Annotated in this window: 18 protein-coding genes, 15 tRNA genes and 2 rRNA genes; 1 reads left to right on the plus strand and 34 read right to left on the minus strand. The window is 50.7% G+C overall.

The genetic code is table 11. The features are described 5' to 3' along the window. Nucleotides 1–61 precede the first annotated feature (61 nt). The 14 genes from Gferi_RS03785 to Gferi_RS03845 all read right to left on the minus strand — a co-directional run bounded on the left by Gferi_RS03785 (nucleotide 62) and on the right by Gferi_RS03845 (nucleotide 13,516). Nucleotides 62–961: a DUF4366 domain-containing protein gene (locus Gferi_RS03785; protein ID WP_069974339.1), complete on the minus strand. Its 900-nt coding sequence runs from the start codon at nucleotides 959–961 to the stop codon at nucleotides 62–64. Further along, a complete protein-coding gene (locus tag Gferi_RS03790) occupies nucleotides 951–1,187 on the minus strand; it encodes a DUF4315 family protein (protein WP_069974340.1) in 237 nt (78 codons plus the stop codon). The genes Gferi_RS03785 and Gferi_RS03790 overlap by 11 nt, the downstream gene beginning before the upstream one ends. Before the next feature lie 25 nt (nucleotides 1,188–1,212). Beyond that, the gene (locus Gferi_RS03795) at nucleotides 1,213–3,642 is read right to left on the minus strand and encodes a M23 family metallopeptidase (RefSeq protein ID WP_069974341.1); all 2,430 of its coding nucleotides are present in this window, start codon (nucleotides 3,640–3,642) and stop codon (nucleotides 1,213–1,215) included. 57 nt (nucleotides 3,643–3,699) lie between these two features. Further along, entirely contained in the window at nucleotides 3,700–4,530 is an 831-nt protein-coding gene (locus Gferi_RS03800) for a DUF6674 family protein (RefSeq protein ID WP_069974342.1), read from the minus strand. Nucleotides 4,531–4,572: 42 nt separating this feature from the next. Then, nucleotides 4,573–7,044 carry a VirB4-like conjugal transfer ATPase, CD1110 family gene (locus Gferi_RS03805; RefSeq protein ID WP_069974343.1) on the minus strand — a complete coding sequence of 824 codons (2,472 nt, stop codon included), beginning with the start codon at nucleotides 7,042–7,044 and terminating at the stop codon, nucleotides 4,573–4,575. After that, complete coding sequence (locus tag Gferi_RS27465) at nucleotides 6,926–7,375, minus strand: PrgI family protein (protein WP_083273353.1); 450 nt, start codon at nucleotides 7,373–7,375, stop codon at nucleotides 6,926–6,928. The genes Gferi_RS03805 and Gferi_RS27465 overlap by 119 nt, the downstream gene beginning before the upstream one ends. Nucleotides 7,376–7,419: 44 nt before the next feature. Further along, a complete protein-coding gene (locus Gferi_RS28760; RefSeq protein WP_236932687.1) occupies nucleotides 7,420–7,848 on the minus strand; it encodes a hypothetical protein in 429 nt (142 codons plus the stop codon). A 38-nt stretch (nucleotides 7,849–7,886) separates the two neighbouring features. After that, on the minus strand, nucleotides 7,887–8,096 hold the full coding sequence (locus Gferi_RS03815) for a hypothetical protein (protein ID WP_069974344.1): 210 nt from the start codon (nucleotides 8,094–8,096) through the stop codon (nucleotides 7,887–7,889). A 61-nt stretch (nucleotides 8,097–8,157) separates the two neighbouring features. Continuing rightward, the gene (locus Gferi_RS03820) at nucleotides 8,158–9,021 is read right to left on the minus strand and encodes a VirB6/TrbL-like conjugal transfer protein, CD1112 family (protein ID WP_069974345.1); all 864 of its coding nucleotides are present in this window, start codon (nucleotides 9,019–9,021) and stop codon (nucleotides 8,158–8,160) included. Between the two features lie 11 nt (nucleotides 9,022–9,032). Beyond that, complete coding sequence (locus Gferi_RS03825; protein WP_069974346.1) at nucleotides 9,033–9,248, minus strand: Maff2 family mobile element protein; 216 nt, start codon at nucleotides 9,246–9,248, stop codon at nucleotides 9,033–9,035. 163 nt (nucleotides 9,249–9,411) lie between these two features. Continuing rightward, the gene (locus tag Gferi_RS03830; RefSeq protein WP_069974347.1) at nucleotides 9,412–11,181 is read right to left on the minus strand and encodes a VirD4-like conjugal transfer protein, CD1115 family; all 1,770 of its coding nucleotides are present in this window, start codon (nucleotides 11,179–11,181) and stop codon (nucleotides 9,412–9,414) included. After that, nucleotides 11,178–11,654: a PcfB family protein gene (locus Gferi_RS03835; protein ID WP_069974348.1), complete on the minus strand. Its 477-nt coding sequence runs from the start codon at nucleotides 11,652–11,654 to the stop codon at nucleotides 11,178–11,180. Before Gferi_RS03835 ends, Gferi_RS03830 begins: the two co-directional genes overlap by 4 nt. Nucleotides 11,655–11,734: 80 nt before the next feature. Beyond that, nucleotides 11,735–12,511 carry a BRO family protein gene (locus Gferi_RS03840; RefSeq protein ID WP_236932688.1) on the minus strand — a complete coding sequence of 259 codons (777 nt, stop codon included), beginning with the start codon at nucleotides 12,509–12,511 and terminating at the stop codon, nucleotides 11,735–11,737. A gap of 21 nt (nucleotides 12,512–12,532) precedes the next feature. After that, nucleotides 12,533–13,516 carry a DUF3991 and TOPRIM domain-containing protein gene (locus Gferi_RS03845; protein ID WP_069974349.1) on the minus strand — a complete coding sequence of 328 codons (984 nt, stop codon included), beginning with the start codon at nucleotides 13,514–13,516 and terminating at the stop codon, nucleotides 12,533–12,535. A gap of 168 nt (nucleotides 13,517–13,684) precedes the next feature. Here Gferi_RS03845 and Gferi_RS03850 point away from each other — a divergent pair, with 168 nt between their 5' ends. Further along, complete coding sequence (locus Gferi_RS03850) at nucleotides 13,685–15,148, plus strand: ISNCY family transposase (RefSeq protein WP_069974350.1); 1,464 nt, start codon at nucleotides 13,685–13,687, stop codon at nucleotides 15,146–15,148. A 205-nt stretch (nucleotides 15,149–15,353) separates the two neighbouring features. Here the strand turns inward: Gferi_RS03850 and Gferi_RS27955 are convergent, their stop codons facing one another. From Gferi_RS27955 to Gferi_RS03945, 20 genes are all read right to left on the minus strand, one after another. After that, nucleotides 15,354–15,536, minus strand: coding sequence for a hypothetical protein (locus Gferi_RS27955; RefSeq protein ID WP_156782318.1), 183 nt, complete (start codon nucleotides 15,534–15,536; stop codon nucleotides 15,354–15,356). 108 nt (nucleotides 15,537–15,644) lie between these two features. Continuing rightward, nucleotides 15,645–16,550 (minus strand): ParB/RepB/Spo0J family partition protein, encoded by a 906-nt coding sequence (locus Gferi_RS03855; protein WP_069974351.1) that lies wholly within the window; start codon nucleotides 16,548–16,550, stop codon nucleotides 15,645–15,647. Beyond that, nucleotides 16,543–17,436, minus strand: a complete 894-nt coding sequence (locus Gferi_RS03860; RefSeq protein ID WP_456297975.1) for a ParA family protein — start codon at nucleotides 17,434–17,436, stop codon at nucleotides 16,543–16,545. The genes Gferi_RS03855 and Gferi_RS03860 overlap by 8 nt, the downstream gene beginning before the upstream one ends. 269 nt (nucleotides 17,437–17,705) lie before the next feature. Further along, nucleotides 17,706–17,782: transfer RNA gene (locus Gferi_RS03865), tRNA-Arg, on the minus strand. Between the two features lie 19 nt (nucleotides 17,783–17,801). Next, a tRNA-Cys gene (locus Gferi_RS03870) sits at nucleotides 17,802–17,876 on the minus strand. 5 nt (nucleotides 17,877–17,881) lie between these two features. After that, nucleotides 17,882–17,957: transfer RNA gene (locus tag Gferi_RS03875), tRNA-Lys, on the minus strand. A gap of 4 nt (nucleotides 17,958–17,961) precedes the next feature. Further along, nucleotides 17,962–18,037: transfer RNA gene (locus Gferi_RS03880), tRNA-Gln, on the minus strand. A 10-nt stretch (nucleotides 18,038–18,047) separates the two neighbouring features. Then, nucleotides 18,048–18,123 (minus strand) — tRNA-His (locus tag Gferi_RS03885). 8 nt (nucleotides 18,124–18,131) lie between these two features. Further along, nucleotides 18,132–18,205 (minus strand) — tRNA-Gly (locus Gferi_RS03890). A gap of 5 nt (nucleotides 18,206–18,210) precedes the next feature. Further along, nucleotides 18,211–18,295: transfer RNA gene (locus Gferi_RS03895), tRNA-Tyr, on the minus strand. A gap of 9 nt (nucleotides 18,296–18,304) precedes the next feature. Then, a tRNA-Thr gene (locus Gferi_RS03900) sits at nucleotides 18,305–18,379 on the minus strand. A 19-nt stretch (nucleotides 18,380–18,398) separates the two neighbouring features. Next, nucleotides 18,399–18,475: transfer RNA gene (locus Gferi_RS03905), tRNA-Asp, on the minus strand. A 7-nt stretch (nucleotides 18,476–18,482) separates the two neighbouring features. Then, nucleotides 18,483–18,558: transfer RNA gene (locus tag Gferi_RS03910), tRNA-Val, on the minus strand. Between the two features lie 7 nt (nucleotides 18,559–18,565). Then, nucleotides 18,566–18,640, minus strand: a tRNA-Glu gene (locus Gferi_RS03915). Between the two features lie 10 nt (nucleotides 18,641–18,650). Beyond that, nucleotides 18,651–18,727 (minus strand) — tRNA-Met (locus Gferi_RS03920). A gap of 5 nt (nucleotides 18,728–18,732) precedes the next feature. Next, nucleotides 18,733–18,808, minus strand: a tRNA-Met gene (locus Gferi_RS03925). Nucleotides 18,809–18,816: 8 nt separating this feature from the next. Continuing rightward, nucleotides 18,817–18,904 (minus strand) — tRNA-Leu (locus Gferi_RS03930). A gap of 6 nt (nucleotides 18,905–18,910) precedes the next feature. After that, nucleotides 18,911–18,985 (minus strand) — tRNA-Asn (locus tag Gferi_RS03935). Nucleotides 18,986–18,994: 9 nt separating this feature from the next. Next, nucleotides 18,995–19,111 (minus strand): 5S ribosomal RNA (rrf, locus tag Gferi_RS03940). A gap of 133 nt (nucleotides 19,112–19,244) precedes the next feature. After that, a 23S ribosomal RNA gene (locus Gferi_RS03945) occupies nucleotides 19,245–22,307 on the minus strand. Nucleotides 22,308–22,349: the final 42 nt, after the last annotated feature.

Here is a 22,349-nt window from a genome sequence, read left to right on the forward strand (position 1 = left end):
AAATATTGTAGCATAATCAGGATAATAGTTCCAGCCCGCAGCTTCGCGTATTGCCGTAGGGTTATTCTTCTTCCGCTGCGGTCGGATCGTCCCCTGGCACAGTCTCGCCGGACAAGGGCGTATCTTCCTCCTCATATTCGGGTTCATCCTCGTCCGTATCCACAGCCGCATGTTTCGGCTTATATATTTTGAAGTAATATCCCGCGCCCCCTGCGGCTGCAACCGCCAGAAGCACGAAGACCGGCGTGCTGTCGCCGCCCTTTTCCGGCTGAGGTTTTGGTTCGGTTTTGGATGTTGTTTCCGCCTTGGAGGTGGTCTGAGGTGCAGGCACGGCGCTTATGCCACTATTGCTGTTCCCTTTTTTGGCAAGGGAGCGCAAATCATCCTCTGTGACAGCATTTAAAAAGTAGACATTCTCACTTTTTCTCTGGCGGTCAATGATGAGGTAAAAGACATTCTTGTCCGGTGTAGTGATGGTGAAAAACTCCTTGCCATCGCCATCCGTGGCATTATCCACCGTCGTACCGGTGCCCTCCGGCGTAAAGGGCTTGGCCTGTGACGGAACAGCGGATTCCGAGGTTTTCGGGGTAGATGCCGCCGGTGTATTTGCGGCAGCTGACGAAGCCTTGTAATACGGATTCTCCACCTGCACGGTTCCCGACCGGTTTCCCGCAAAGTCCACGGCATAGACCGAAACACACTGTCCGGTTCCGGCATAATTCCAGAGAGTGGCATCCAGCGATCCCTTTGCGGGGTAACTGATCTTGTGGCCGTCAATGTAGACTGCCTCTACACCGGAATCCTCATCTTTTGCTTCGATATGAAGGGTTTCACCGGAAAGTCTGGCGGTGAGCGTCGGGGCTTTGGTATCCGTGGGAGCAGACGCGTAGGCTGTCGTGTGCAGTAAAAATGCGCTCATAAAGAGCATGAGCGCTAGGAGAGTCATTACTTTATTCCTCATGGCTGACCTCCTTGCCGGAAGCGGGAGCGGCTTTTGCGCCCAGGGCGCTAACAAACCTTGCGAACTCGTCCTCCGTCATTTTTTCCTTTCTAAATATGGCTACGATTTCGGCATTTTCCAGCTCGATTTTCTGCCGTTCCAGTTCCCTTAAACGGGCCTGAAATTCCGAGATTTTTGTTTTCGTCTTTTCGATTTCTCCCATAACTTTTTGTATTCTGGGGTTCATAGTCTAAAATTCCTCCTTTTATCGGTTATTGACGGTCATTTGCGCTGTCCGGAGTTTCGGCAAAGAACAGCGGATTGAGATACCGTCCGTTTTTCAGTACCTCCAGGTGCAGGTGCGGCCCAGTGGAGCGCCCGGTGTTGCCGGACTTGGCAATTACGTCGCCTTTTTTTACCTGTTGTCCGACGCTTGCAAGCAGCCGGTCACAGTGGGCATACTTTGAAACCAGCCCGTCCTTGCCTTCGATGGCGATATAGTAGCCGTAGCCGCCTGCGTCAAAGGCCGCCTGGATTACCTTCCCGTCATGCCCTGCCAAAATGTCCGTGCCTACGGGAACGCCGATGTCGATGCCCTTGTGATAATCCTTTGCGCCTGTGACAGGATGGATTCGCCAGCCGTAATAACAGGTAACATAGGGTATCCAGTCAAAGTCAAAAGGACTTGTAATATACTGCCGGTTGCCCTTTGTCTGCATATTCAGGCCGTACATTTCCCGCTCGTCGGCGTTCATATTCGGCTGAACCACATCGGTGAAGGATTTGGAGGTAAGGTTGATATTAAGGATATGCCATTCATAGGGCACTTCCACCGTATAGCTCTCTCCGGTTTCCGGGTCGGTTCGGGTTTCGGTGCGGTAGCGGATTTCTGTTTGCGCCACAAATTCAAGCCGGTACTGTTCGTTGGAAATCCGCTGAAGCTCAGTTTTTATGGTGGCAAAAGTGAAGTCCTGGTATTTCGCGGAGAGGTAGGCCATCAGTTCAAATGGATTGTGGCTGATATCGTCTACATTGTACCGGTACTCGTCATAGCCGGGGTGTTCCGCCTGCGCGTTCTGAATCCGCATTAGCAGGTTGGTTTCCCATTCCGTATAAGTCAGCTCCGCATCGTCGATATCCTCATCCTCGGCGGTGTAGCTGGACATCAGGACGGACGAAAACCCTCCCATTGCCATGTTGGTACAGGAGGTAAGGAGCGTTGAAAAAGAAAATACCATCAGGAGCAGCAGCGCGATCCCGCCGATCACCATCGGATGACTGCGTACAAAGCCCGACGCAAGTTTAATAATTTTACCGCCCGCTGCACCGGCTTGTTTCATCAACTGTGCCGCTTGTTTGGATTCTCGCGCCGCTTTTGCGTACCGGCGCTTGATTTTTTGTTTCTGTATAAACCGGGACAGCAGATTGGTTCTAAGCCGGGGATTTTCATGCAGCAGCTTCTGATAGGCTAGTTTGGCATTGTGCTTTGCCGAAAGCCGCTCCAGCTTCGCCACACGGCGATAGGGCGCGGTTTTGTGCAGGCGGTAGGCTGTGCGCAGCCCGCCTTCGGCAAGCAGTTCACCCTTATGAGCGGCCTGTGTGCCCACATTTTCCCGTTCAACCTGAAACAGTTTATTATGTGCATATCCAATAGAAAGGTTCGCACCGGCCTTTGCAGGACGGAGCGGAAGCGCATCTTTGAGATGGGACTGTTGGGGTTTAACCTCTGCTTCAAAGCGGATTTTGTGTCCATATTTGTTCTTTTTCTCGTCAAAGATGCGTTCTTTCCCGGTCTTTTTCTTGGCCGGAAGTCGATTCCTCACCTTATCCAGCCTGTCTGCGGTCTTTTCGGCTTTTTGCTGCGCCTTTGCGAGCTTTTTATTTTGGGTGGCCCGTTCCTCCGGGGCAAATTGGAGCCTACCCGGTTTTGGAGCGCCGCTTGAGATTTTCTCTGATGGGGCGGTCTGGCGCGAAACCGGAACGTCCTGCGGAGACGGTATGGACGGAAGGATATTCTTTACGTCGCTGCCGCCTGCTTGAGGTGCAGGCTGTCTTTCCGGAGGACGAGGCGCATCCTGGTTAAACCTTTGGTAATATGCCGTTCCTTGCTGCGGTTCAGGTTTATCAACCGGAACAGTCTGTTTCCTGTCAAAATGCAACCGACCATGAAGGGAAGCATCAGCCGGATTTTCAGAAGGTGTATCTGTCTGGTAAATATCCTGTGGATTTCCGTTGGCTTTGCCGCTTTGTATCGTCTGACCGCTCTGGCTGTTGTCGATAGGGAGGTCATAACGGATGCCGAAGGGATTGCCGGAATGAGCCTGGGTTTTCGGATGCAATCCGCTTTCCTCCGTCCGGTCGGGCGCTCGGTCATCCGGTATTCCCCGGACTATATGCGGAGGGGTATCAGACGAACTAACCTTACCTGCCGGATGCTCTGCACCGGGCACCGGTTCCACATGTTTGGACGGTTCCGTGTTTTTAAACGGAGAGGAAGTACGAAAGCGCGCGGTGTCCGGTCTGCCTGGCTCATGTGCAGACGCTTCCTGCTGCAGTGCTTTTCCCTTTTGTAAATTAAAATCCTGCTCTCGCTGGCTGATACGGTTTTTTTCACCGGTAGAGGCGTTGACCTCCACCAGCCCGTCGCGGGTCATTTTGTGGGTAATCTTATCCTTTGCCTTAAACCTGTTTTTGCGTGACAATTCGTTTTCTCACCTCCGTTGCAAGGCACCGGGCGGCATGTACGCCCTGATGCAGATTTACAGACTGACCTCCGCCTTTTTCCGCTGGGGGGCAGGAGCGTTCTGCGCTGTTTGTGCCGCCTGTTCTTTGAACGCTTGCAGGTTTTTTAGGACGGACGGTTTTTTCTCACTCTTTCCTGCCTCTTTTTGGGTTTCCCGGTGCCTGACAGCACGTTGCTCTAGTTTTCCGAGACTGTTAAGGGCCGAAGCCGCCTGCCGTTTAATTGCGGCGGAGCAGGCTTGATCCAGCTTGTAGGGAGCCTGAATGAGCTTTGCCAGCCTGCCCATGGGCTTTGCCTCCTGAATGGATTCTTTTCCCTGGATTGCACGGCCCATATTTTTTACATGTTTGCCGATCTCATGGTATTCGGTGCTGACAGCCGCGATCTTTTTCATGGACTGTTCATCATAATGGATATTCCGGTCCATACTTTCCTGCACCTTCTCCAGTCCCTGTCGGATGTGGAAGAAGGACGCAAGACCGTCCAGTGCCGCGATACCTTTTTCCTTAAAAGCAGCCACAGCATTTTTACAGCCCTCAACGATGCCGGCCTTTACTGCTTCCAGCCGTTCCCTTGTTTCGGTAATTTTGTTTTCCAGCGCCTGGATTGCCTTTTGCAGGGAAGTCCTGACCGGATGATTTTTTTCTTCCCGCATGTCGGCAAGCTCCCGGCGCATGGCTGAAAGCTCGCCCACTGCCGCGTCAAGCTGACGTTCCATTGCGCCCACATATCCGATGACGTCCAAAAAATCCTTGGAGCTTACGCTGTTTTCTTTCAGGATCGCTAAAAGCTCTTTTACATGTTCATTTTCCAAAAGCGGCGCGCTTTGGGTTGTAGTATCGTTCATAGATTAAGACACCTCCTGTTGCTTATATTTGAAGGATCAGACTCATGCGCCCTTTACTTCATCCGGCTTTGTGGTCATGATGCGGTACAGCTCTGTATCTTTTGGGAACCGATCAATGAAGGGGATGATGGTATTGCCGTAAAACAGCAAGCCTTCGCCGGCACCGGAGTGGGTGACATAGGACAACTGGTGATTGGAAATGCCCAGCTGCTTTGCGAGTATCTGCCGGTCGCCGCCCGCCTGGTTCAGCATATAGATGAAGTCGGAATTTTCCAGAATGTTCTCGATTTCACGGGAAGCCAGCAAATCTTTGACATTCTGCGTGAGGGCTGAGGGGATGCCGCCCCATTTTCTGAACCGCTTCCAGATTTCCACCGAATAGGCGGCGGTCTGTTCTTCCTTCAAAAGCAGGTGGAATTCATCCTGGTAGAACCAGGTGGTGCGGTGAGCGGCACGGTTGGCGGTCACACGGCCCCATACCTGATCCTGCAAAATCAGCATCCCCAGCTTTTTCAGCTGCTTGCCCAGCTCCTTGATGTCATAGCATACCAAACGGTTTGTGATGTCCACGTTGGTACGGTGGTTGAACACGTTGAGGGAGCCTGTGACGTAGATTTCAAGCGCGGTGGCAATGTGCTGGGCTTCCGGTTCGGTCTGCTTGCGGAGCAGGTTGTACAAATCCTGCAGGATGGGCATTTTCTCCGAGGAAGGGTTGGCAAGGTATTCCCGGTAGACAAGGCGGACGCACCGGTCAATGATGGTTTTTTCCACCGGCTGCAAGCCCTCCTTGCCGCCCACAATCAGCTCGCACAGGCTGAGGATAAAGTCGCTTTTCAGGGTCAAAGGGTCTTCATCATCACTGTAATCCGGGTTGATATCCATAGGGTTGATGTGCTGTGCCGATACCGGCGACAGCTTGACCACCTGGCCCCCCAGCCGGTTGACAAGGGGAAAATATTCGGCTTCCGGGTCGGAAATGATGATGTCGTCGTTGGTTAAGAGGAACACGTTGACAATTTCCCGTTTGGCGGCAAAGGACTTGCCGGAGCCCGGGGTGCCTAAAAACAAGCCGTTGGGGTTTTTCAGGCGCTTGCGGCTGGCCATAATGAGGTTATTGGATAGGGCGTTCAAACCGTAGTACAGGGCTTCTCCCTGCTGGAACAGCTCCTGGGTGGTAAAGGGTACAAAAATCGCCACCGACGAGGTGGTGAGCCCGCGTTTGATCTCGATCTGGTTCAGCCCTAATGGGAGACTGCTCATCAGTCCCTGCTCCTGCTGGTAGTCAAGGCGTTTCAGCGCACAGTTGTATTTCTGCGCGACGCCTGCCGCCTGAAAGATGTCGTTTTCCAACTGCTGTCTCTTTTTTGCCGTGTTGAGTACAAGGACGGTGACGAGGAACATACGCTCGTTGCGGTTCTGCAAATCCTCTAAAAGTGTTTTGGCTTCGTTGCCGTAGGTGGCAAGGTCGGTAGGAATGATGTCCATATCGTAGCCGCTTCTTACAGCCTTTTTCTGTTCCTCAATTTTCATCTTGTCAAGATCGGACAGCTTGCGCTTGACGGTCTTGATGGCTTCCGCCTGGTCAATGCTGCGGATGTGCAGGTTTACGGTGACAGCCGTATCCAAATCCAGAAAATCCGCCAGCATCCGGTCGGTAAGCTCCGGGGCCAGGATGGATAAAAAGCTGACCGCGCCATAGTGTTCCCCCATGCGGAAGGTCTTGCCGTCCCGGAAGTCAAAGCCGGTGGGAGCGATATAGTCCTTGGTGGAAAGTCCGGTTTTGGGGATATCCTCCCACGAAAACCGCAGCTTTTCTTGACCGTCCGGGTGGAATTGGCCGTGAAACACCTCCAGCCGCTCCAGGCCGCTCAAGGCGCGGGCTTTGACGCCCATGGTTTTGAAATTGGCGAGAATATCCGCTTCCACCCGTTCCATGCGGGGCTTGGCGGCTTTGAGGGAATCCGCTTCGATCCCGAAGGTGATGTATTTGGTTTTGACCAGCCCGTTATTGCCCTTGGCAAGCTGGTTTTTGAGCATACCGGCATACTCGCGGCGGATGGAATTGTATTCATCCTCCTGTTCAGGAATGTCGATGGACTGCTGAAACTCTTTTAAATTGCCGTACTGGTTGATAAAGGAAAGCTGGACGTTGACCGAGGAATCGAAATAGTTGAGGAAATCGCAGTAGTTCTCGAATATCTGCGTCTTGTCCTCGTTTTGGGCCAGCTGGTAGGTGATGTCCTGAAAGGCAATGGTCTTGGTATACAGCCGGTCGGTGACGCGGCAGATGCCGTCCCGGTACATTTCCCTATAGGGGATGGACTGCTGGGCAGTCTGCGGCGCGTCGGCGCGGCCAAACAGCTTCATCCTTACAGAAGCAGCAAAGCCGCCCGTGTTACCGGACGGCTTTGACGCTGGCTTTTTTCCCTGCAAGGCTTTTCTGTTTTTGGTTTGACGGACGTTTCCCGGCAGGCGCTTTTTTTGCCGTGTCTGCTGTTTTTTCTTGGTTGGCAAGGGCTTTTCCCTCCTTTTCGATGATTTCATACAGGTTATTTGTCGCATATGGACGCCTGCCCGGCCAGAGCCGGGTGCGGAGAAGGTTGCGCAGTATTTTTTCGGCGGGCTGACCATCCTTTTCGTACATGGCGAGAAAAAACAGCGGCAGCATCAGCCCGATCATCAAAAGCATCGCGCCTTCACTGCCTAAAGTCCCTCGGGTGAGGAGATAGGCCGGAACGCCGATAGCCGCTGCCGTGCCGAAACAGATGAGCTGGCGTTTGGTAAGGTTTAGCGCAACCTTGGTTTTGACCTTGGAAAGGTCTTTGGGTACAGGTACAAATGGCATGGATTCACCTTCTTTTCTTCACATTGATATGAGGTGGTAAAAAGCTAATGCTCAAGGCCGGATTTCTTTGTGGAAGAGGATATATCACTTTTCGTTCCCTTCGCCGCTCTGCGCAGTTGGGAACGTATGGACAGCTTTTCAGCGACTTTATGCGGTACTACATCGGCAGTGTTAAGATGCTCAGACCGGTTGTCCTGTTTATCTGCCTGCCTGTCTCTCCGCTGCTTGTAGGTAAAGGCTGGCGCAATGCCTTCAAGCTCCTTGCGCCGCTTTACTCTGTATCGTTCTGTGTCCTCTTTATACAGGTAATACCAATCCTCATCAAAGCTGTACACTCCCACTATACCTGTAGCGTTTCCGGCCTTGTAAATCAGTTCATACTTAAAAAGAGAATCCGGGCGACAGTCAACTCTGATCAGGTCAAGCTTTAATTCTTCCGTAATGACCACCTCCGGTACAGACAGTAAAAACACCGGCGGTTTTCCGGTGTTTGGGTATTTCCTGCAGGATTTTATCCGGTCTTGTATTCCTCCGTTTCTTCCACATGGAGAAATCCTTGGACGGCAGCTTCAATGATTCCTGAAGCTGCAAGGGATACATGCGTATCTCCTTTGATTAAAAATCCGTTACACATCATATAGTTTTTTGGCAGCTGCGTATTGGAAGACCGGGGATAAGAAACTTGAACAGTGTCCTGGGATGCATTCTTTTCTTCACTCATGAGCATCATCTCCATAAATATATTGGGGATATAGGTTTAATTGCACTCATTAGCCCCCTCCTTAGTGCGCGCCGAAGATGGACTTCGACAGGCTCCCGGTCTTGAACAGGGAAAAGCATAAGAGTACCGTGTAACCTACAACACCCCAAATTGCTGTGTGGATGTTGCCTGAAAATACCGTGCTGTTCAGCAGAACCGCATAAATAGCTATACATACCATGATGAGAAAGCCCTGGAATGCCACGGCAAACAGGGATTTTAAATAGTTCTGTCCCATGCTGCCCCATTCCCGGTTGACCATAGTGGCAAAGGGAATGGCCGCCACTGAGGTGGTAAGATAGATTTCCAGCATACGCCCGTAGATGATCAGGAAGATGCAGATTGACAGGGCTTTCATGCACAGGCTGAGAATGGCGGATTCCATATACAGCCCCAGCAGCGCGTACCATTCCATGGCTTTCAACTGGGTTTGCAGGCTGTCCATGGCAAGGTTGATGTTCAGGCTGCCGGATATGATTCCGGCACTGCCGTTCACTGCCCGCTGGGCCAAGTCGAATACACCCATGACGATGTCAAAGGTATGGGTGAGGATGTAGGTGGCTGCAAAGGTCTTGAAAATCCATTTAAAGAAAATCCAGGTGTCAAAGTCGTGCATGTTGTTTTTCTCGATGATGAGCTGGATCAGCTCATAACACAGCACAAAGGTCAATATCATCCCGGCGACGGGGAGGATTACGGTGTCCGAAAGAGACTTAATCATGGAGAAGATGCCGGAGTTCCAGCCCTCCGGCGTTTGCCCCACCTGGCTTGCGATATCGCCGACCCGGGCGTTCACTTCGTTGAACATGCCCTGATAGTTGCCGGTGATGCCGCCGATTAAAGCCTCCTTCATCCATTCGGTAATTTTGTCAAGAAGGCTGTTCATATTCGAGCCCCTTAACTGAACAGGCCGGACAGCAGGGGAATGAGCTTCAGTCCGATGAGCACCACGCCGCCACCCGCCATGAGCTGCTTCATGCCCTGGGATTTCGCCCCCGGATTATCGTTGCCGTACCCCTCCAAAAGATTGATGACGCCCCACACGGCAAGGCCCGCGCCTAGCGCGGTAACAAGGACTTTTAAAACATTGATGGCTTCTGAGAAGAATTCCATAGGTTGTATGCCTCCTTTATTTTGGTTTTATTGAAATAGATAACAATATGAAACGGAGCCAAGGCTCCGGCTGGACAAAGGGAAAGCCTGAGGGAAAATCCTGACAGGCCGGGAAACGAAAAAAGCCCTCCCTGCGCCGTGAAAATCACGGAACAAAGGAGGGCTACACTGCGGCTTCGCTGTCCTCAAACTCGTAAACCTCGTATTCCTCGTCGGGCTTAACTTTGAGACTGGTGGACAGAAAGCGTTCGATAGAAAAGATATTTTTGGGATTGGCATCGGACAGGTATTTATAGTTCTTGTGCTGGGTGATGTCGTATTTGTCCGAGAAAAAAGGCCGGACACCGCGCAATTGCAGGATGCACTTGGAGCCGTCCATCACCGCCAGCTCATCCAGCGCCATGAGCTCTCGGCCCAGCTTCTGATAATTCTGGCCGTAGGAGGGCGAATTTCCCTTGGTAATGCTGCTGTTGAGCATGTCAATAGTCTCTTTCCCAAGACTTTCGGTGAGATCTTTCAGAGTGGTTTTTTCCGAGCCGCCGAGGAAAATCCGGGTATCCATGTTGCCGATAATGGTTTCGGCATTGTCCTTATAGATGGCCTTTAACTGGCTCTGCGCCTGTAAAATGACGCAGGCGGAAATCTCCCGGCTCCGGATGGTGGCAATAAGCTTTTCAAACTTTGGAATCTGGCCGATGTTGGCAAACTCGTCCAGGAGGCAGCGTACATGCACCGGCAAGCGCCCGCCGTATTCGTTGTCCGCCTTATCACACAGGAGATTGAACATCTGGCTGTACAGGAGGGCGGCGATAAAGGAAAAGCTGTCGTCGGTGTCGGAAATAATGACGAACAGCGCGGTCTTGCGGTCACCCAGGGTGTCCAGCTCCATTTCGTCGTAGGCAATCAGCTCACGCATTTCCTTGATGTCGAAGGGAGCAAGCCGTGCTCCGCAGGAAATGAGGATGGATTTCGCCGTCTTTCCCGCCGCCAATTTGTACTTCTTATATTGCCTCACGGCGAAATGCTGGGGCTCCCGTTCCTCCAGCGCGTCAAATATGAAATCCACGGCATTTTTAAATGATTCGTCATCCTCCCGGACCTCCATGGCGTTAATCATTTCCACCAGCGTATTGAGGTTGCGTTCCTCGTCGGGTGCCTCATAGTGGATGTAGCCGATTAAAGCGCAATACAAAAGTGTTTCGGCTTTCACCCAGAAGTCCTCACCGGATTTGCCCTCCCCCTTGGTATTGGCAATCAAGGCCGTGACCAGCTTTAAAATATCCTTTTCCGAACGGATATAGGCAAATGGATTGTAGTGCATGGACTTTTTAAAGTCGATGGTATTGAGAATTTTGATGCGGTAGCCGTTTTTTTGCAGGAGCCTCCCGCACTCCAGAATGAGGGTGCCCTTGGGGTCGGTAATGACATAGGAGCTGTGGAGCTGCATGAGATTCGGCTTCAACCAGAATCTCGTCTTGCCGGAGCCGGAACCGCCCACAATCATCACGTTCTTATTCCGGGCGTACTTGGGCTTTTTCGGTCGGCTGTTCATGGTCAGCCCCTCGGTGGCTGTTAAAATGATGTTCTGCTCCGGCTTTTCATCCATGTAGGGCTTGATATCGGCTGGCGTCCCCCAGCGGGCGGAGCCGTATTCCCTGTCTTTACGCCACTTTCTGGCATTTTTCTTTTTGAAATACACCGTGGCATAGACAGCAGCGGCTCCGGCAGCACCTGCCAGCAGGTCATGGGGATGAAGAGAGGGTAACGGCTTTGCCATTACAGCATCCAGTATGCCGATCCCGTAAATCAGCTTATCCAGCGCATCCTCTCCTGGAGCCAGCCGCCAGGCTTCCCCCAGCTTATCCGCAAACCAGAACACCGGTACATAGGGCAGGTTGGGAAGGACATATTTTCTCAAATTGTCGGTATTCATCGCTCGTGTCCCCCCCGGTCTTTGTTTTTCACGCGGTCGATCACCGTGTTCTTGATAAGCTCCTTGAACCTGTTCAGCTGTGCCAGCACGGAGGGTTTGGCGGCATTCCTTTTCAGTGTCTTGGCGCTGAACTCCGAAAAAGCGGCGGTCATGGCGTCAGCATCGCGGGCTTTGAAGAATACCAGCCATTTGGGGGGCGTTGAGACAGCATCCCTTTTTAGAGCGTAGTCAATGCCGTATTTACGGGCATAGGGCTCAAAGCTTTTGATATTCTGATCGGTGATCTCGATATTGGAAATTCCGGCGTTCTGCTTGGCAAGCTGCTTTAGCGTTTGTTTGCCGCGAGGGGGTGCGTCCCTGGCCTGCTTCATTCTGCGAAGCGCTGCATTCATGGCCCTTGCCAGCAGCCTTCCGGTCAGCCTTGTGCCTCTTACGGTCAGCGCTACGGTTTTTTCATTGACATGTTCCTGCATCTCTCAAACTCCTTTCCTCGTAAATTTTGCGTCCTGTAAGTAGGCTGAAAAAAACAGCAGCCCCTGTTGTGAGGGCGGTGTTACAGGCCGGCAGCATTAAAATCCTCCATCAGGGGAATAATGCCGTTTTCTTTCAGTGTTTTGTACAAAAACAGGCGGCCTGCCTGTGTCCAGTAGGTGTGCATGACGCTTCTTTCTTCGTTGACATGATAGGTTCTTGAACAGGTGTATCCCTTTCCGGCAAGGCCCTGATACAAAAGCCAGGTGCCGCCCAGCTTGAACTGGATGCCCAGATCATGCAGAAGCCGGTTGAAGGACACTGCCGTCATACCGTAATCCTTGGCAATGACGCTGACCTGTACGGCATTTTTGCTTTGCAGGATGAGGTCGTAATACCGCGCCTTGGGTGCAAGGGCTTCGATATGCTCTCTTAAAACAGTGTTTTCCTCCCGCTCCGCAAGCAGCTTGTTCAAAAGCTCAGAGGTAAATTCGGAGCTCTGGAGCATTTTTTCAAGGGTTTCCCCGGTGATATAGGCCCCGTGCCTGCGGATGGAGGGAAGCACTTCGCTTGTCACCCAGCGCTTGAACTTTTTTGCCTGGGGAAGCTTGCTGGAGAGGATGAGGCTGTATAAGCCGGATTCGTTGATGACGGTCATGTTGCGGTTTTGGCTGCCGTCGTGAATTGCGACATCAGCTTTATCTTCCTCATCCACATGCTTCTTTAACGCGTCGCGGGTATTCCGGTAATTCAAAATGTCCGCCACATCCTTACCCACAAACCACGGCTGGCCGTCCATCTCCAGAACCCGTACTTTGCCAAACTCCTCGTTCTCAAATACTTGCAGTTTTTTTTCCACTTTTCTGCGCTCCTTTCGTTATTAAATAAAAAGCGCCGCCCGGTTCGGACGCCTTCTTTGCTCCTGTTCCTTTTGTTCCCGGATCGACGCCAGCAGCGTATCGTTGTAATCCTTGCCTACAGGCGGAGGGGAAACGGTAATGCAAAGTGTCCGGTCACGGAGCATTTCATCTTCATAGACCGCCGCTTTGATTTTTTCAATGGCTTCCAGACCGGCTTTGTCATTATCCAGCCCCAACACGATATGGTTTACCTGCGGATGCTGCTGTAAGAATTGCAGCAGCGCCAGAGGGGAAACGCCGCCTAATGAAAGGTAGTGGCGGCCTTCCCAGCCGGCATCCTTCCTCTTTTGCAGTGTCGCCATGGATAGGGTGTCAATAGGAGCCTCAGCCACCATTACAATTTCGCCGGGTGGAGCGCAAGCTGGAAGCAGGAAGCCAAACCGTTTATCGCTGCCCTTGATATCCTGCCGGAAACCGCTGGTGATGCCGCGTACACAGGCGAACCGCGCCTTGCCGTTTTTATCCTTTTGCCCGACAAACACGCAATTGTGATGCTTTCGCCCCTCATACAGCGTTCCGGCTTCCACGCACCGTTTAAGAATGTCCCGGTCAATGCCCCGGCTTAACAGGTAAGCAATGGCGCGGTCATTGTTGATGCTTTTTGCAGGCAAGACAAAAGGTTTAGCTTTTTTCGGCGGCGGTGGCTTCGCCGTGCTGGACGGAATAGAAGGCGGCGGCCCGGTACTGGCATCGTAAGCCAGGAGTTGTACCGCTTCCGTAAATTCCATACCCCGTACCTTGACAAGGTAGTTCAGCGCAGTTGTGCCTCCAAAGCCACGGCTGTGCCAATGCCATTTGCCGTTGGATACAGTCAGGCTGTCATGGTCGCGCAGGCGGTATTCATGTCCGGTCTTTTTAAGATTATGAGGCTCATTGGCAAGCAGATAATCCAGAAGATCCACCTGCTTGGCCCGCGCAATCTGTTCCTCCGTTACCCACGGCATGGCGGCGTCTCCTTTCCGGCAATACGGTTCATAGTTAATTGCTAAACCCCAAAAGCCGCTAATATTCAGCGTCTTCAAGGGTAGTTATCTATATAACTCCTCACTTAATTGTGGTAAAATGTAGTTACTAAGTTACATAATCACAAAAAAGTAAGGAGTTATAAACTAATGATTAAACCGAAACAGCTATCACTCAATAATATTTACGCAGGCTGCCTCGAATCCTTTGAAAACGACAAACCCAAATTCCTTTCTATGTTGGAAGAACACCTTGATATTGATGCCCTTATCCCATTGAGTTTCAAAATGCATTTCAGAAATCACACGGGAAGACCCCGTGAATACTCTCTAAGCACATTTGTTCTTTCTCTCATTATCCAGCGCATATTCAGCATCCACACCGACAACCTTCTGATTGTATTTCTCACATATTCACGGGAGCTCCGCGAATTCTGTGGCTTTGATAAGGTCCCGGATGCATCAAAGTTCACACGCTTTAAACAGGATTTTAAAGACGACCTCAAAACTATGTTTGACGCCCTTGTCGACCTTACCGAACCAATCTGTCAAGACATAGACAGTAAGCTTGCGTCCATGACTATCTTCGATACCTCTGGTATTGAAGCGTATGTTCAGGAAAACAATCCCAAGTTCATCAACGCTTTAATTAAAAGGTTGAAGGCATGGAAAGCCGCAAAGGGACTTGATGCTTCCTATGATCCGTATAAAGCAGCATATGGTTCGATGCCAACTCACGCCGAAGCTGACCCTGCCATCAAGCAAATGTATATCAATGGTCACTTCTGCTATTCCTACAAATTCGGCATGATTACTAACGGACTCGGTATTGTTCGGGATCTTAATTTTTACGATGAAAATTACTACCTTGAGCATCCCGAAATTCAAGTTTCCAAGAAAGATGATTCTCCGGATGAAGATAAATCGTTGGCAGATTCCAAGGCACTTCTGCCAACCCTACGGGGTTTCTTTGAGAAACACCCTTTGATAAAGCCATCCGTATTTCTTGGTGATTCCGCATTTGATTCCATCGATATCTATAATGAGCTGCTTGGCAAAGATGGTCTTGGTTTTAACAAAGCATTTATCCCGCTTAATTCCGCACATGGTTTAAAATATCCGGATTGCCCGATTAATGAAGATGGAGTGCCATGCTGTCCGAACGATTCTACACTTCCAATGAAGCCCGAAACAAGTGACTCGCATCTTCGCTGCGGTATGCCTACCCTCAAGTTTGTCTGTCCTATGATGTCCTGGGTAAAATGCGAGGATGGAAAATACAGACGTCGCACTTCTTGTGAAAACCCTTGTACCGATTCCCCCTGCGGTCGTATGTTCTATGTCTATCCAGAAAAAAATCTTCGTACCTTCCCCGGAACCGTTCGTGGAACCGAAGAATGGGACGATACCTACAAAATACGCGTGACCGTCGAGAAATCCATCAACCACTTTAAAGACAGTTTCTGCGTCGCAGGGCGAAAAACAAGAAATGCTCTTACCTCGGAAGCTGATTTGTATTTGGCAGGCATTACTCAGCTTGTTACTGTGCTTCTTGCTGATAGCATACACCAACATAAATACATACGAAGCATCAAACCCTTGATTTCAGCATAGCAGTATTTAAATACGTCATGCCGACTTCTGCATGCCACTTTAATATGGGTTTATTTCTACATGCATTCATGCTGAATTAGGATAGTTATCCACAGCTTTTGTTTGTCGTTATTCTCTTTTCAATGTCCACTGCTGCGTCTGCGTCCGCAGCTTTACTATAATTTGGTATTTATGGTTCTCTTTTTTTTAAGAGTTTCGCAATTACCTAAATACGGTTCATTTCGGTTTTCAGACAGGTGCCGTCGCTGAACCGGCAGAGGAAGCCGTGGTTTGGATAGGGGCAGCCGTCGCATAGTGCTTCCCGTTCGGTGCAGTATACGCGGTCATCGTTATATCCTAAAGGCTCCCGCTTCGGGGTATAGAGCGGGCTGCCGTTCTTTCTGTTCATTGGAAAAATTCCTCCCTTCGTGTTGTTTTTCTATGGTGGCAAAGCAAAAAACGGGGCGCTCGCCAATCATTGACGAACGCCCCGTTTTTTGCTTTGTCTGTTATTCAATTAACTTACCGCCTGCCTTTTGTGCCAGCTTTCCAACAGTCCCACAATAACTTTTTCCATCTGCTTTGGCGTATAGTCCTGGGGGAAATATTGTTTAAGGCGGCTTCCCGTCAATGTGACCTTGACAGATTCCTTTTTTTCCTCTGCCAAAATGGAATCAATCATTTCGAGGGTCAGCTCCCCCGACTGGCTGTGTTTTTTGAGCCTTTGCGCCTGCGGCAGAGACGGCGTGGCTTCATACTTCGCCATTGCGTCCATCAGGCTTGACTGCTCCTTACGGCTGAGATAGGACAGCTCCACGGCGGGATTCAAGGCAATTTTCTTCGCGTCCACCAGGTCAATCAGCCCGGGCACAAGCTCCGTCAGCCGGATCAGCCGGTAAATTTGGCTTTTACTTTCTCCGGACTGCTTGGAGACAACCGTTACGGATAATGTACCGATATCAATTCCATCCACCACGATACCACGGTGCTTTAAAGCCTCCAGCTTCATACGGTAGGCCCATGCCTTTTCGCTGGGCAGCAGGCTTTCCCGCTGCTCCAGATTGGTATCTACCATAAAAATAACCGCTTCATCATCATCCATTTCGCGCACAATAACCGGCATGGTCTCTTTTCCGGCGAGTTCACTGGCAAGTTTACGCCGGTTGCCCGCGACAAGCTCATAATTGCCGTCAGCGCGGGGACGGGCAAGACCGGGGACAAGGACGCCGTATTTCTTGACGCTTTCGGCAGTTTTCTTCATAGCCTCATCGTTTCGCACCTGAAACGGATGAAATTCAGGGGGATATAGTTTGCCAAGCGGCATTTCTACCACCCTCTCAGCATTTGCTTCTGTTACGGTATCGCTTATATGGAAAATATCATCATAACTGGCAAGTGCCAGAGAGCCTTTTGTTTTAGCCAACGGAAAGCACCTCCCTTGTCAGGGTCTCATATGCCGCCGCTACTTTTCCGCGTGGGTCATAGGTATAGATACTTTTTCCGGTTTTGCTGATTTCGGAAGCCCGAACCGACCGTGGAATATGGCTGAACATATGGAGCCTGCTTCCGTAAGCCTCATTGAGGGATTCTATGATTTCTTTTGCGTCGTTTGTCCGTTCATCCACCATTGTAGGCAGGATGCCCCCGATTTCAAGGTGGGGATTGATCTGCCTGTGTACTCTTGCGATGGTTTTCAGCAGCAGCTCCAGCCCTTTTGCGGGCAGGTATTCAGCCTGCACAGGAATCAGGACAGAATCCACCGCTGCCAGTGCGTTGACGGTCAACATCCCCAGGGATGGAGATGTGTCCAGAAGAATATGGTCATACAGGTGCTTTATAGTTTCAAGATATTGACGTAAAATGGTTTCACGGCTCATGGCGTTTACCAGGGAGATTTCCACACCGGAAAGCTCAATGCTGGCGGGCATAAGGTCAACGCCTTCCGCATGATGGATAATCCCCGCTGTAGGAGGCAGGGGATTATCCTCTATAATTCCACTCATAACTGTTGCCAGTGTTACGGGAATTACGTCCGGCTTTGGAAAGCCGAGACTGATGGTGAGCGACGCCTGCGGGTCGATATCGATTACCAGGACCTTTTTGCCCTGCCGGGCAAGCCCGATTCCGAGACTGGCGGTCGTAACTGACTTTCCGACTCCGCCTTTTTGATTGGATATGCTTATAACGGTTGCCATACAGTATACCTTCCTTTCCCAAATGTTTTCGGTGCTAACATAACAAACGGTTTTTCCGTGTGGTTTTTTCGTTAGCTTTTCATGTGGAAAAAGAATGAAAAAGAATAACGACAAACCCTGAAAACCCTTTATTAATGCGGTTTTACCGTTTCGTCGTTATTATACTATATGGGCATACTTATGCTACAAAGCTTTTAGATAAAGATGTTTCTTTGAAAACGACAAATATATGTGTGCAGGTTATGCCAGAAAAGAGAGCAGAAGCTGTAGGGAGAATAGATGATTTATTTCTATAATTTCCATTATTGCCCAGTCGGGAAAAGTCGGAAAAGATCCAAAAACAGAAAAACACCAACACTGGAAGTGTTGATGTTTCAATGCTTTGGTGCGCCCAGAGAGATTCGAACTCCCGACCTTCTGATTCGTAGTCAGACACTCTATCCAACTGAGCTATGAGCGCATATTAAATTTATATAAAATGGAGGCGGCACCCAGATTTGAACTGGGGAGTAAAGGTTTTGCAGACCTCTGCCTTACCACTTGGCTATGCCGCCGTAATTGGTGACCCATCCGCGGCTCGAACGCGGGACACCTTGATTAAAAGTCAAGTGCTCTACCTGCTGAGCTAATGGGTCATAATGGCTGGGGTAGCTGGACTCGAACCAACGGATGCCAGAGTCAAAGTCTGGTGCCTTACCGACTTGGCTATACCCCAATAAATAAAATGGGGTGGCTGATGGGAATCGAACCCACGAATGCAGGAGCCACAATCCTGTGTCTTAACCGCTTGACTACAGCCACCATATTAATGGAGCGGATGATGGGAATCGAACCCACGCTATCAGCTTGGAAGGCTGAAGTTCTACCATTGAACTACATCCGCATGTTTGGTGGAGGAAGGTGGATTCGAACCACCGAAAGCTCAGCTAACGGATTTACAGTCCGCCCCCTTTGGCCGCTCGGGAATTCCTCCAGAAAAAAATGGAGCTAGTGAAGGGAATCGAACCCCCAACCTGCTGATTACAAGTCAGCTGCTCTACCGTTGAGCCACACTAGCATGATATTGAATATAAAAATGGCGACCCGGAAGGGGCTCGAACCCTCGACCTCCAGCGTGACAGGCTGGCATTCTAACCAACTGAACTACCGGGCCATTTTAATGGTGGTCGCAATAGGGATCGAACCTATGACCCCCTGCTTGTAAGGCAGGTGCTCTCCCAGCTGAGCTATGCGACCTTGATATTGGTGACCCATCCGGGAATCGAACCCGGGTTACCGCCGTGAAAGGGCGGTGTCTTGACCGCTTGACCAATGGGCCTTAAAAATAATGGTAGCGGCGAGTGGACTCGAACCACCGACCTTCCGGGTATGAACCGGACGCTCTAGCCAACTAAGCTACGCCGCCATGAATGGTTGCGGAGACAGGATTTGAACCTGTGACCTTCGGGTTATGAGCCCGACGAGCTGCCAGCTGCTCCACTCCGCGATAATATATGGTGCCGGGGACCGGAATCGAACCGGTACGGTCTTGAGGACCGCAGGATTTTAAGTCCTGTGCGTCTGCCAGTTCCGCCACCCCGGCAGGGGTTGGCTCCAGAGGGGGGACTCGAACCCTCAACCTACCGGTTAACAGCCGGGTGCTCCACCATTGAGCTACTCTGGAACGTTTCCAAACCAGCAACGACCTACTCTCCCAAGGCGCTTCCGCCTAAGTACCATCAGCGCTGAAGGGCTTAACTGCTGTGTTCGGTATGGGAACAGGTGTGACCCCTTCGCTGTAGTCACTGGATTTGTTTAATCCTCTGTTTTACGAGGACAAGATATATATTAACACAATTTTAATGTGTTGTCAAGGTGTATAAGGCTAGATAATTTATCCAATATACCCTCAAAACTGAACCATGAAGTTAGAGAAAATACATTTGGTCAAGTCCTCGACCTATTAGTATCGGTCAGCTGAAGACATTACTGCCCTTACACCTCCGACCTATCAACCAGATAGTCTATCTGGGGTCTTACTCCTTGCGGATGGGAAATCTAATCTTGAGGGGGGCTTCGCGCTTAGATGCCTTCAGCGCTTATCCCGTCCGTACATAGCTACTCAGCCGTGCTCCTGGCGGAACAACTGATACACCAGAGGTACGTCCATCCCGGTCCTCTCGTACTAAGGACAGCTCCTCTCAAATTTCCTGCGCCCACAGCGGATAGGGACCGAACTGTCTCACGACGTTCTGAACCCAGCTCGCGTGCCTCTTTAATGGGCGAACAGCCCAACCCTTGGGACCTACTACAGCCCCAGGATGAGACGAGCCGACATCGAGGTGCCAAACCTCCCCGTCGATGTGGACTCTTGGGGGAGATAAGCCTGTTATCCCCGGGGTAGCTTTTATCCGTTGAGCGATGGCCCTTCCACTCGGAACCACCGGATCACTAAGCCCGACTTTCGTCCTTGCTCGACCTGTACGTCTCGCAATCAAGCTCCCTTCTGCCTTTACACTCTACGCGCGATTTCCAACCGCGCTGAGGGAACCTTTGGGCGCCTCCGTTACTTTTTGGGAGGCGACCGCCCCAGTCAAACTGCCCACCTGACAGTGTCCCAAAGCCGGATTCACGGCTTATGGTTAGAACTCCAGTATTACAAGAGTGGTATCCCAAGGTTGACTCCACCTAGACTGGCGTCCAAGCTTCCAAGTCTCCCACCTATCCTGTACATGCAATACCAAAATCCAGTGTCAGGCTACAGTAAAGCTCCACGGGGTCTTTCCGTCCTGCTGCGGGTAACCAGCATCTTCACTGGTACTACAATTTCACCGAGTCTATTGTTGAGACAGTGCCCAAATCGTTACGCCTTTCGTGCGGGTCGGAACTTACCCGACAAGGAATTTCGCTACCTTAGGACCGTTATAGTTACGGCCGCCGTTTACTGGGGCTTAAGTTCAGTGCTTCACCTTGCGGTTAACACGTCCCCTTAACCTTCCAGCACCGGGCAGGCGTCAGCCCCTATACATCGTCTTTCGACTTAGCAGAGACCTGTGTTTTTGTTAAACAGTCGCTTGGGCCTATTCTCTGCGGCCACCTCGGGCTTTAACACCCTACCGTGGCACCCCTTCTCCCGAAGTTACGGGGTCATTTTGCCGAGTTCCTTAACAATAGTTCTCTCGCTCGTCTTAGGATTCTCTCCTCACCTACCTGTGTCGGTTTGCGGTACGGGCACCTAGATCTAACTAGAGGCTTTTCTTGACAGTGTGGAATCAGTCAGTTCGCTACTTAAATTTCACTCCCCATCACCTTTTAGGATTGTTAGAACGGATTTGCCTATCCTAACTCCCTACGGGCTTAGACGCACACGACCAACGGTGCGCATGACCTATCCTCCTGTGTCACCCCATTGCTCAAACAATCTTCGGTGGTACAGGAATTTCAACCTGTTGTCCATCGCCTACGACTTTCGTCCTCGGCTTAGGTCCCGACTAACCCTGAGCGGACGAACCTTCCTCAGGAAACCTTAGGTTTTCGACGGGTGGGATTCTCACCCACCTCTCGCTACTCATGCCAACATTCTCTCTTGTATGCAGTCCACCACTCCTTACGGTGTGACTTCTACCCGCATACAATGCTCCCCTACCCCTGATGTAGAACCAGTACTACCCTCTAGGTTTTAGCTTTTTGGATCTTGGCGTAAGTTTTCTCGCTCTTTTAGGTAAGCTCGAAATCTTTCGCGAAGATGTCCTTCATCCCGTTAGGGATTTTCCTAAAGAATACTATTGGTTCTACATCAAGCCGTAGCTTCGGTGACAGGTTTGAGCCCCGGACATCTTTGGCGCAGGATCACTCGACTAGTGAGCTATTACGCACTCTTTAAATGAGTGGCTGCTTCTAAGCCAACATCCTAGTTGTCTGTGCAATCCCACATCCTTTTCCACTTAACCTGTACTTTGGGACCTTAGCTGACGGTCTGGGCTGTTTCCCTTTTGACCACGAAACTTATCTCACGTAGTCTGACTCCCAAATATAAGAATACGGCATTCGGAGTTTGATAAGCTTTGGTAACCGGTGAGGGCCCCTAGGCTATTCAGTGCTCTACCTCCGCATCTCTTCATTTGAGGCTAGCCCTAAAGCTATTTCGGGGAGAACCAGCTATCTCCGGGTTCGATTGGAATTTCTCCGCTATCCACAAGTCATCCCAGCCTTTTTCAACAGACATGGGTTCGGACCTCCACGAAATTTTACTTCCGCTTCATCCTGCTCATGGATAGGTCACCCGGTTTCGGGTCTACGGCATGCAACTGTATCGCCCTCTTAAGACTCGCTTTCGCTGCGGCTCCGCTGCATAACAGCTTAACCTTGCTGCATACCGTAACTCGTTGGCCCGTTCTACAAAAAGTACGCGATCGTCCATATAAAGGACTTTCACTGCTTGTAAACATAGGGTTTCAGGTTCTCTTTCACTCCCCTCCCGGGGTTCTTTTCACCTTTCCCTCACGGTACTATACGCTATCGGTCACCAGGTAGTATTTAGCCTTGGGGGGTGGTCCCCCCTGCTTCCCACAAGGTTTCACGTGTCTCGTGGTACTCTGGAGTATACTCAAGACTTTAGTCGTTTCATCTACAGGACTCTTACCTCCTATGGTGGGCCTTTCCAGACCGCTTCGACTACAACTGCCATCTCTTAACGAGTATATCCGCAACCCCAAGAAGAAATCTTCTTGGTTTGGGCTAATCCCCTTTCGCTCGCCGCTACTTAGGGAATCGAGTTTTCTTTCTCTTCCTCAGGGTACTTAGATGTTTCAGTTCCCCTGGTATGCCTCCTCACTACCTATGGATTGAGTAGTGGGTAACTGGGTATTACCCCAGCTGGGTTCCCCCATTCGGAAATCCCCGGATCAATGCCTGCTTGCGGCTTCCCGAGGCTTATCGCAGCTTACCGCGTCCTTCTTCGGCTCCTGGTGCCAAGGCATTCGCCCTATGCTCTTTATAACTTGACCAGAAATTGTATTTTGATTCTCTCTTCATTGTTCAGTTTTCAA

The organism is Geosporobacter ferrireducens (assembly GCF_001750685.1).
Lineage (GTDB): Bacteria > Bacillota > Clostridia > Peptostreptococcales > Thermotaleaceae > Geosporobacter > Geosporobacter ferrireducens.

Bases quoted from the DNA above. Each gene is read 5' to 3' on its own strand.
- Gferi_RS03825 (WP_069974346.1), bottom strand. From the start codon at position 9,248: ATGGAATTCTTCTCAGAAGCCATCAATGTTTTAAAAGTCCTTGTTACC.
- Gferi_RS03850 (WP_069974350.1), top strand. From the start codon at position 13,685: ATGATTAAACCGAAACAGCTATCACTCAATAATATTTACGCAGGCTGC.
- Gferi_RS27465 (WP_083273353.1), bottom strand. From the start codon at position 7,375: ATGCCATTTGTACCTGTACCCAAAGACCTTTCCAAGGTCAAAACCAAG.
- Gferi_RS03835 (WP_069974348.1), bottom strand. From the start codon at position 11,654: ATGCAGGAACATGTCAATGAAAAAACCGTAGCGCTGACCGTAAGAGGC.
- Gferi_RS03800 (WP_069974342.1), bottom strand. From the start codon at position 4,530: ATGAACGATACTACAACCCAAAGCGCGCCGCTTTTGGAAAATGAACAT.
- Gferi_RS03830 (WP_069974347.1), bottom strand. From the start codon at position 11,181: ATGAATACCGACAATTTGAGAAAATATGTCCTTCCCAACCTGCCCTAT.
- Gferi_RS03820 (WP_069974345.1), bottom strand. From the start codon at position 9,021: ATGAACAGCCTTCTTGACAAAATTACCGAATGGATGAAGGAGGCTTTA.
- Gferi_RS03790 (WP_069974340.1), bottom strand. From the start codon at position 1,187: ATGAACCCCAGAATACAAAAAGTTATGGGAGAAATCGAAAAGACGAAA.
- Gferi_RS03785 (WP_069974339.1), bottom strand. From the start codon at position 961: ATGAGGAATAAAGTAATGACTCTCCTAGCGCTCATGCTCTTTATGAGC.
- Gferi_RS03815 (WP_069974344.1), bottom strand. From the start codon at position 8,096: ATGAGTGAAGAAAAGAATGCATCCCAGGACACTGTTCAAGTTTCTTAT.
- Gferi_RS27955 (WP_156782318.1), bottom strand. From the start codon at position 15,536: ATGAACAGAAAGAACGGCAGCCCGCTCTATACCCCGAAGCGGGAGCCT.
- Gferi_RS03845 (WP_069974349.1), bottom strand. From the start codon at position 13,516: ATGCCGTGGGTAACGGAGGAACAGATTGCGCGGGCCAAGCAGGTGGAT.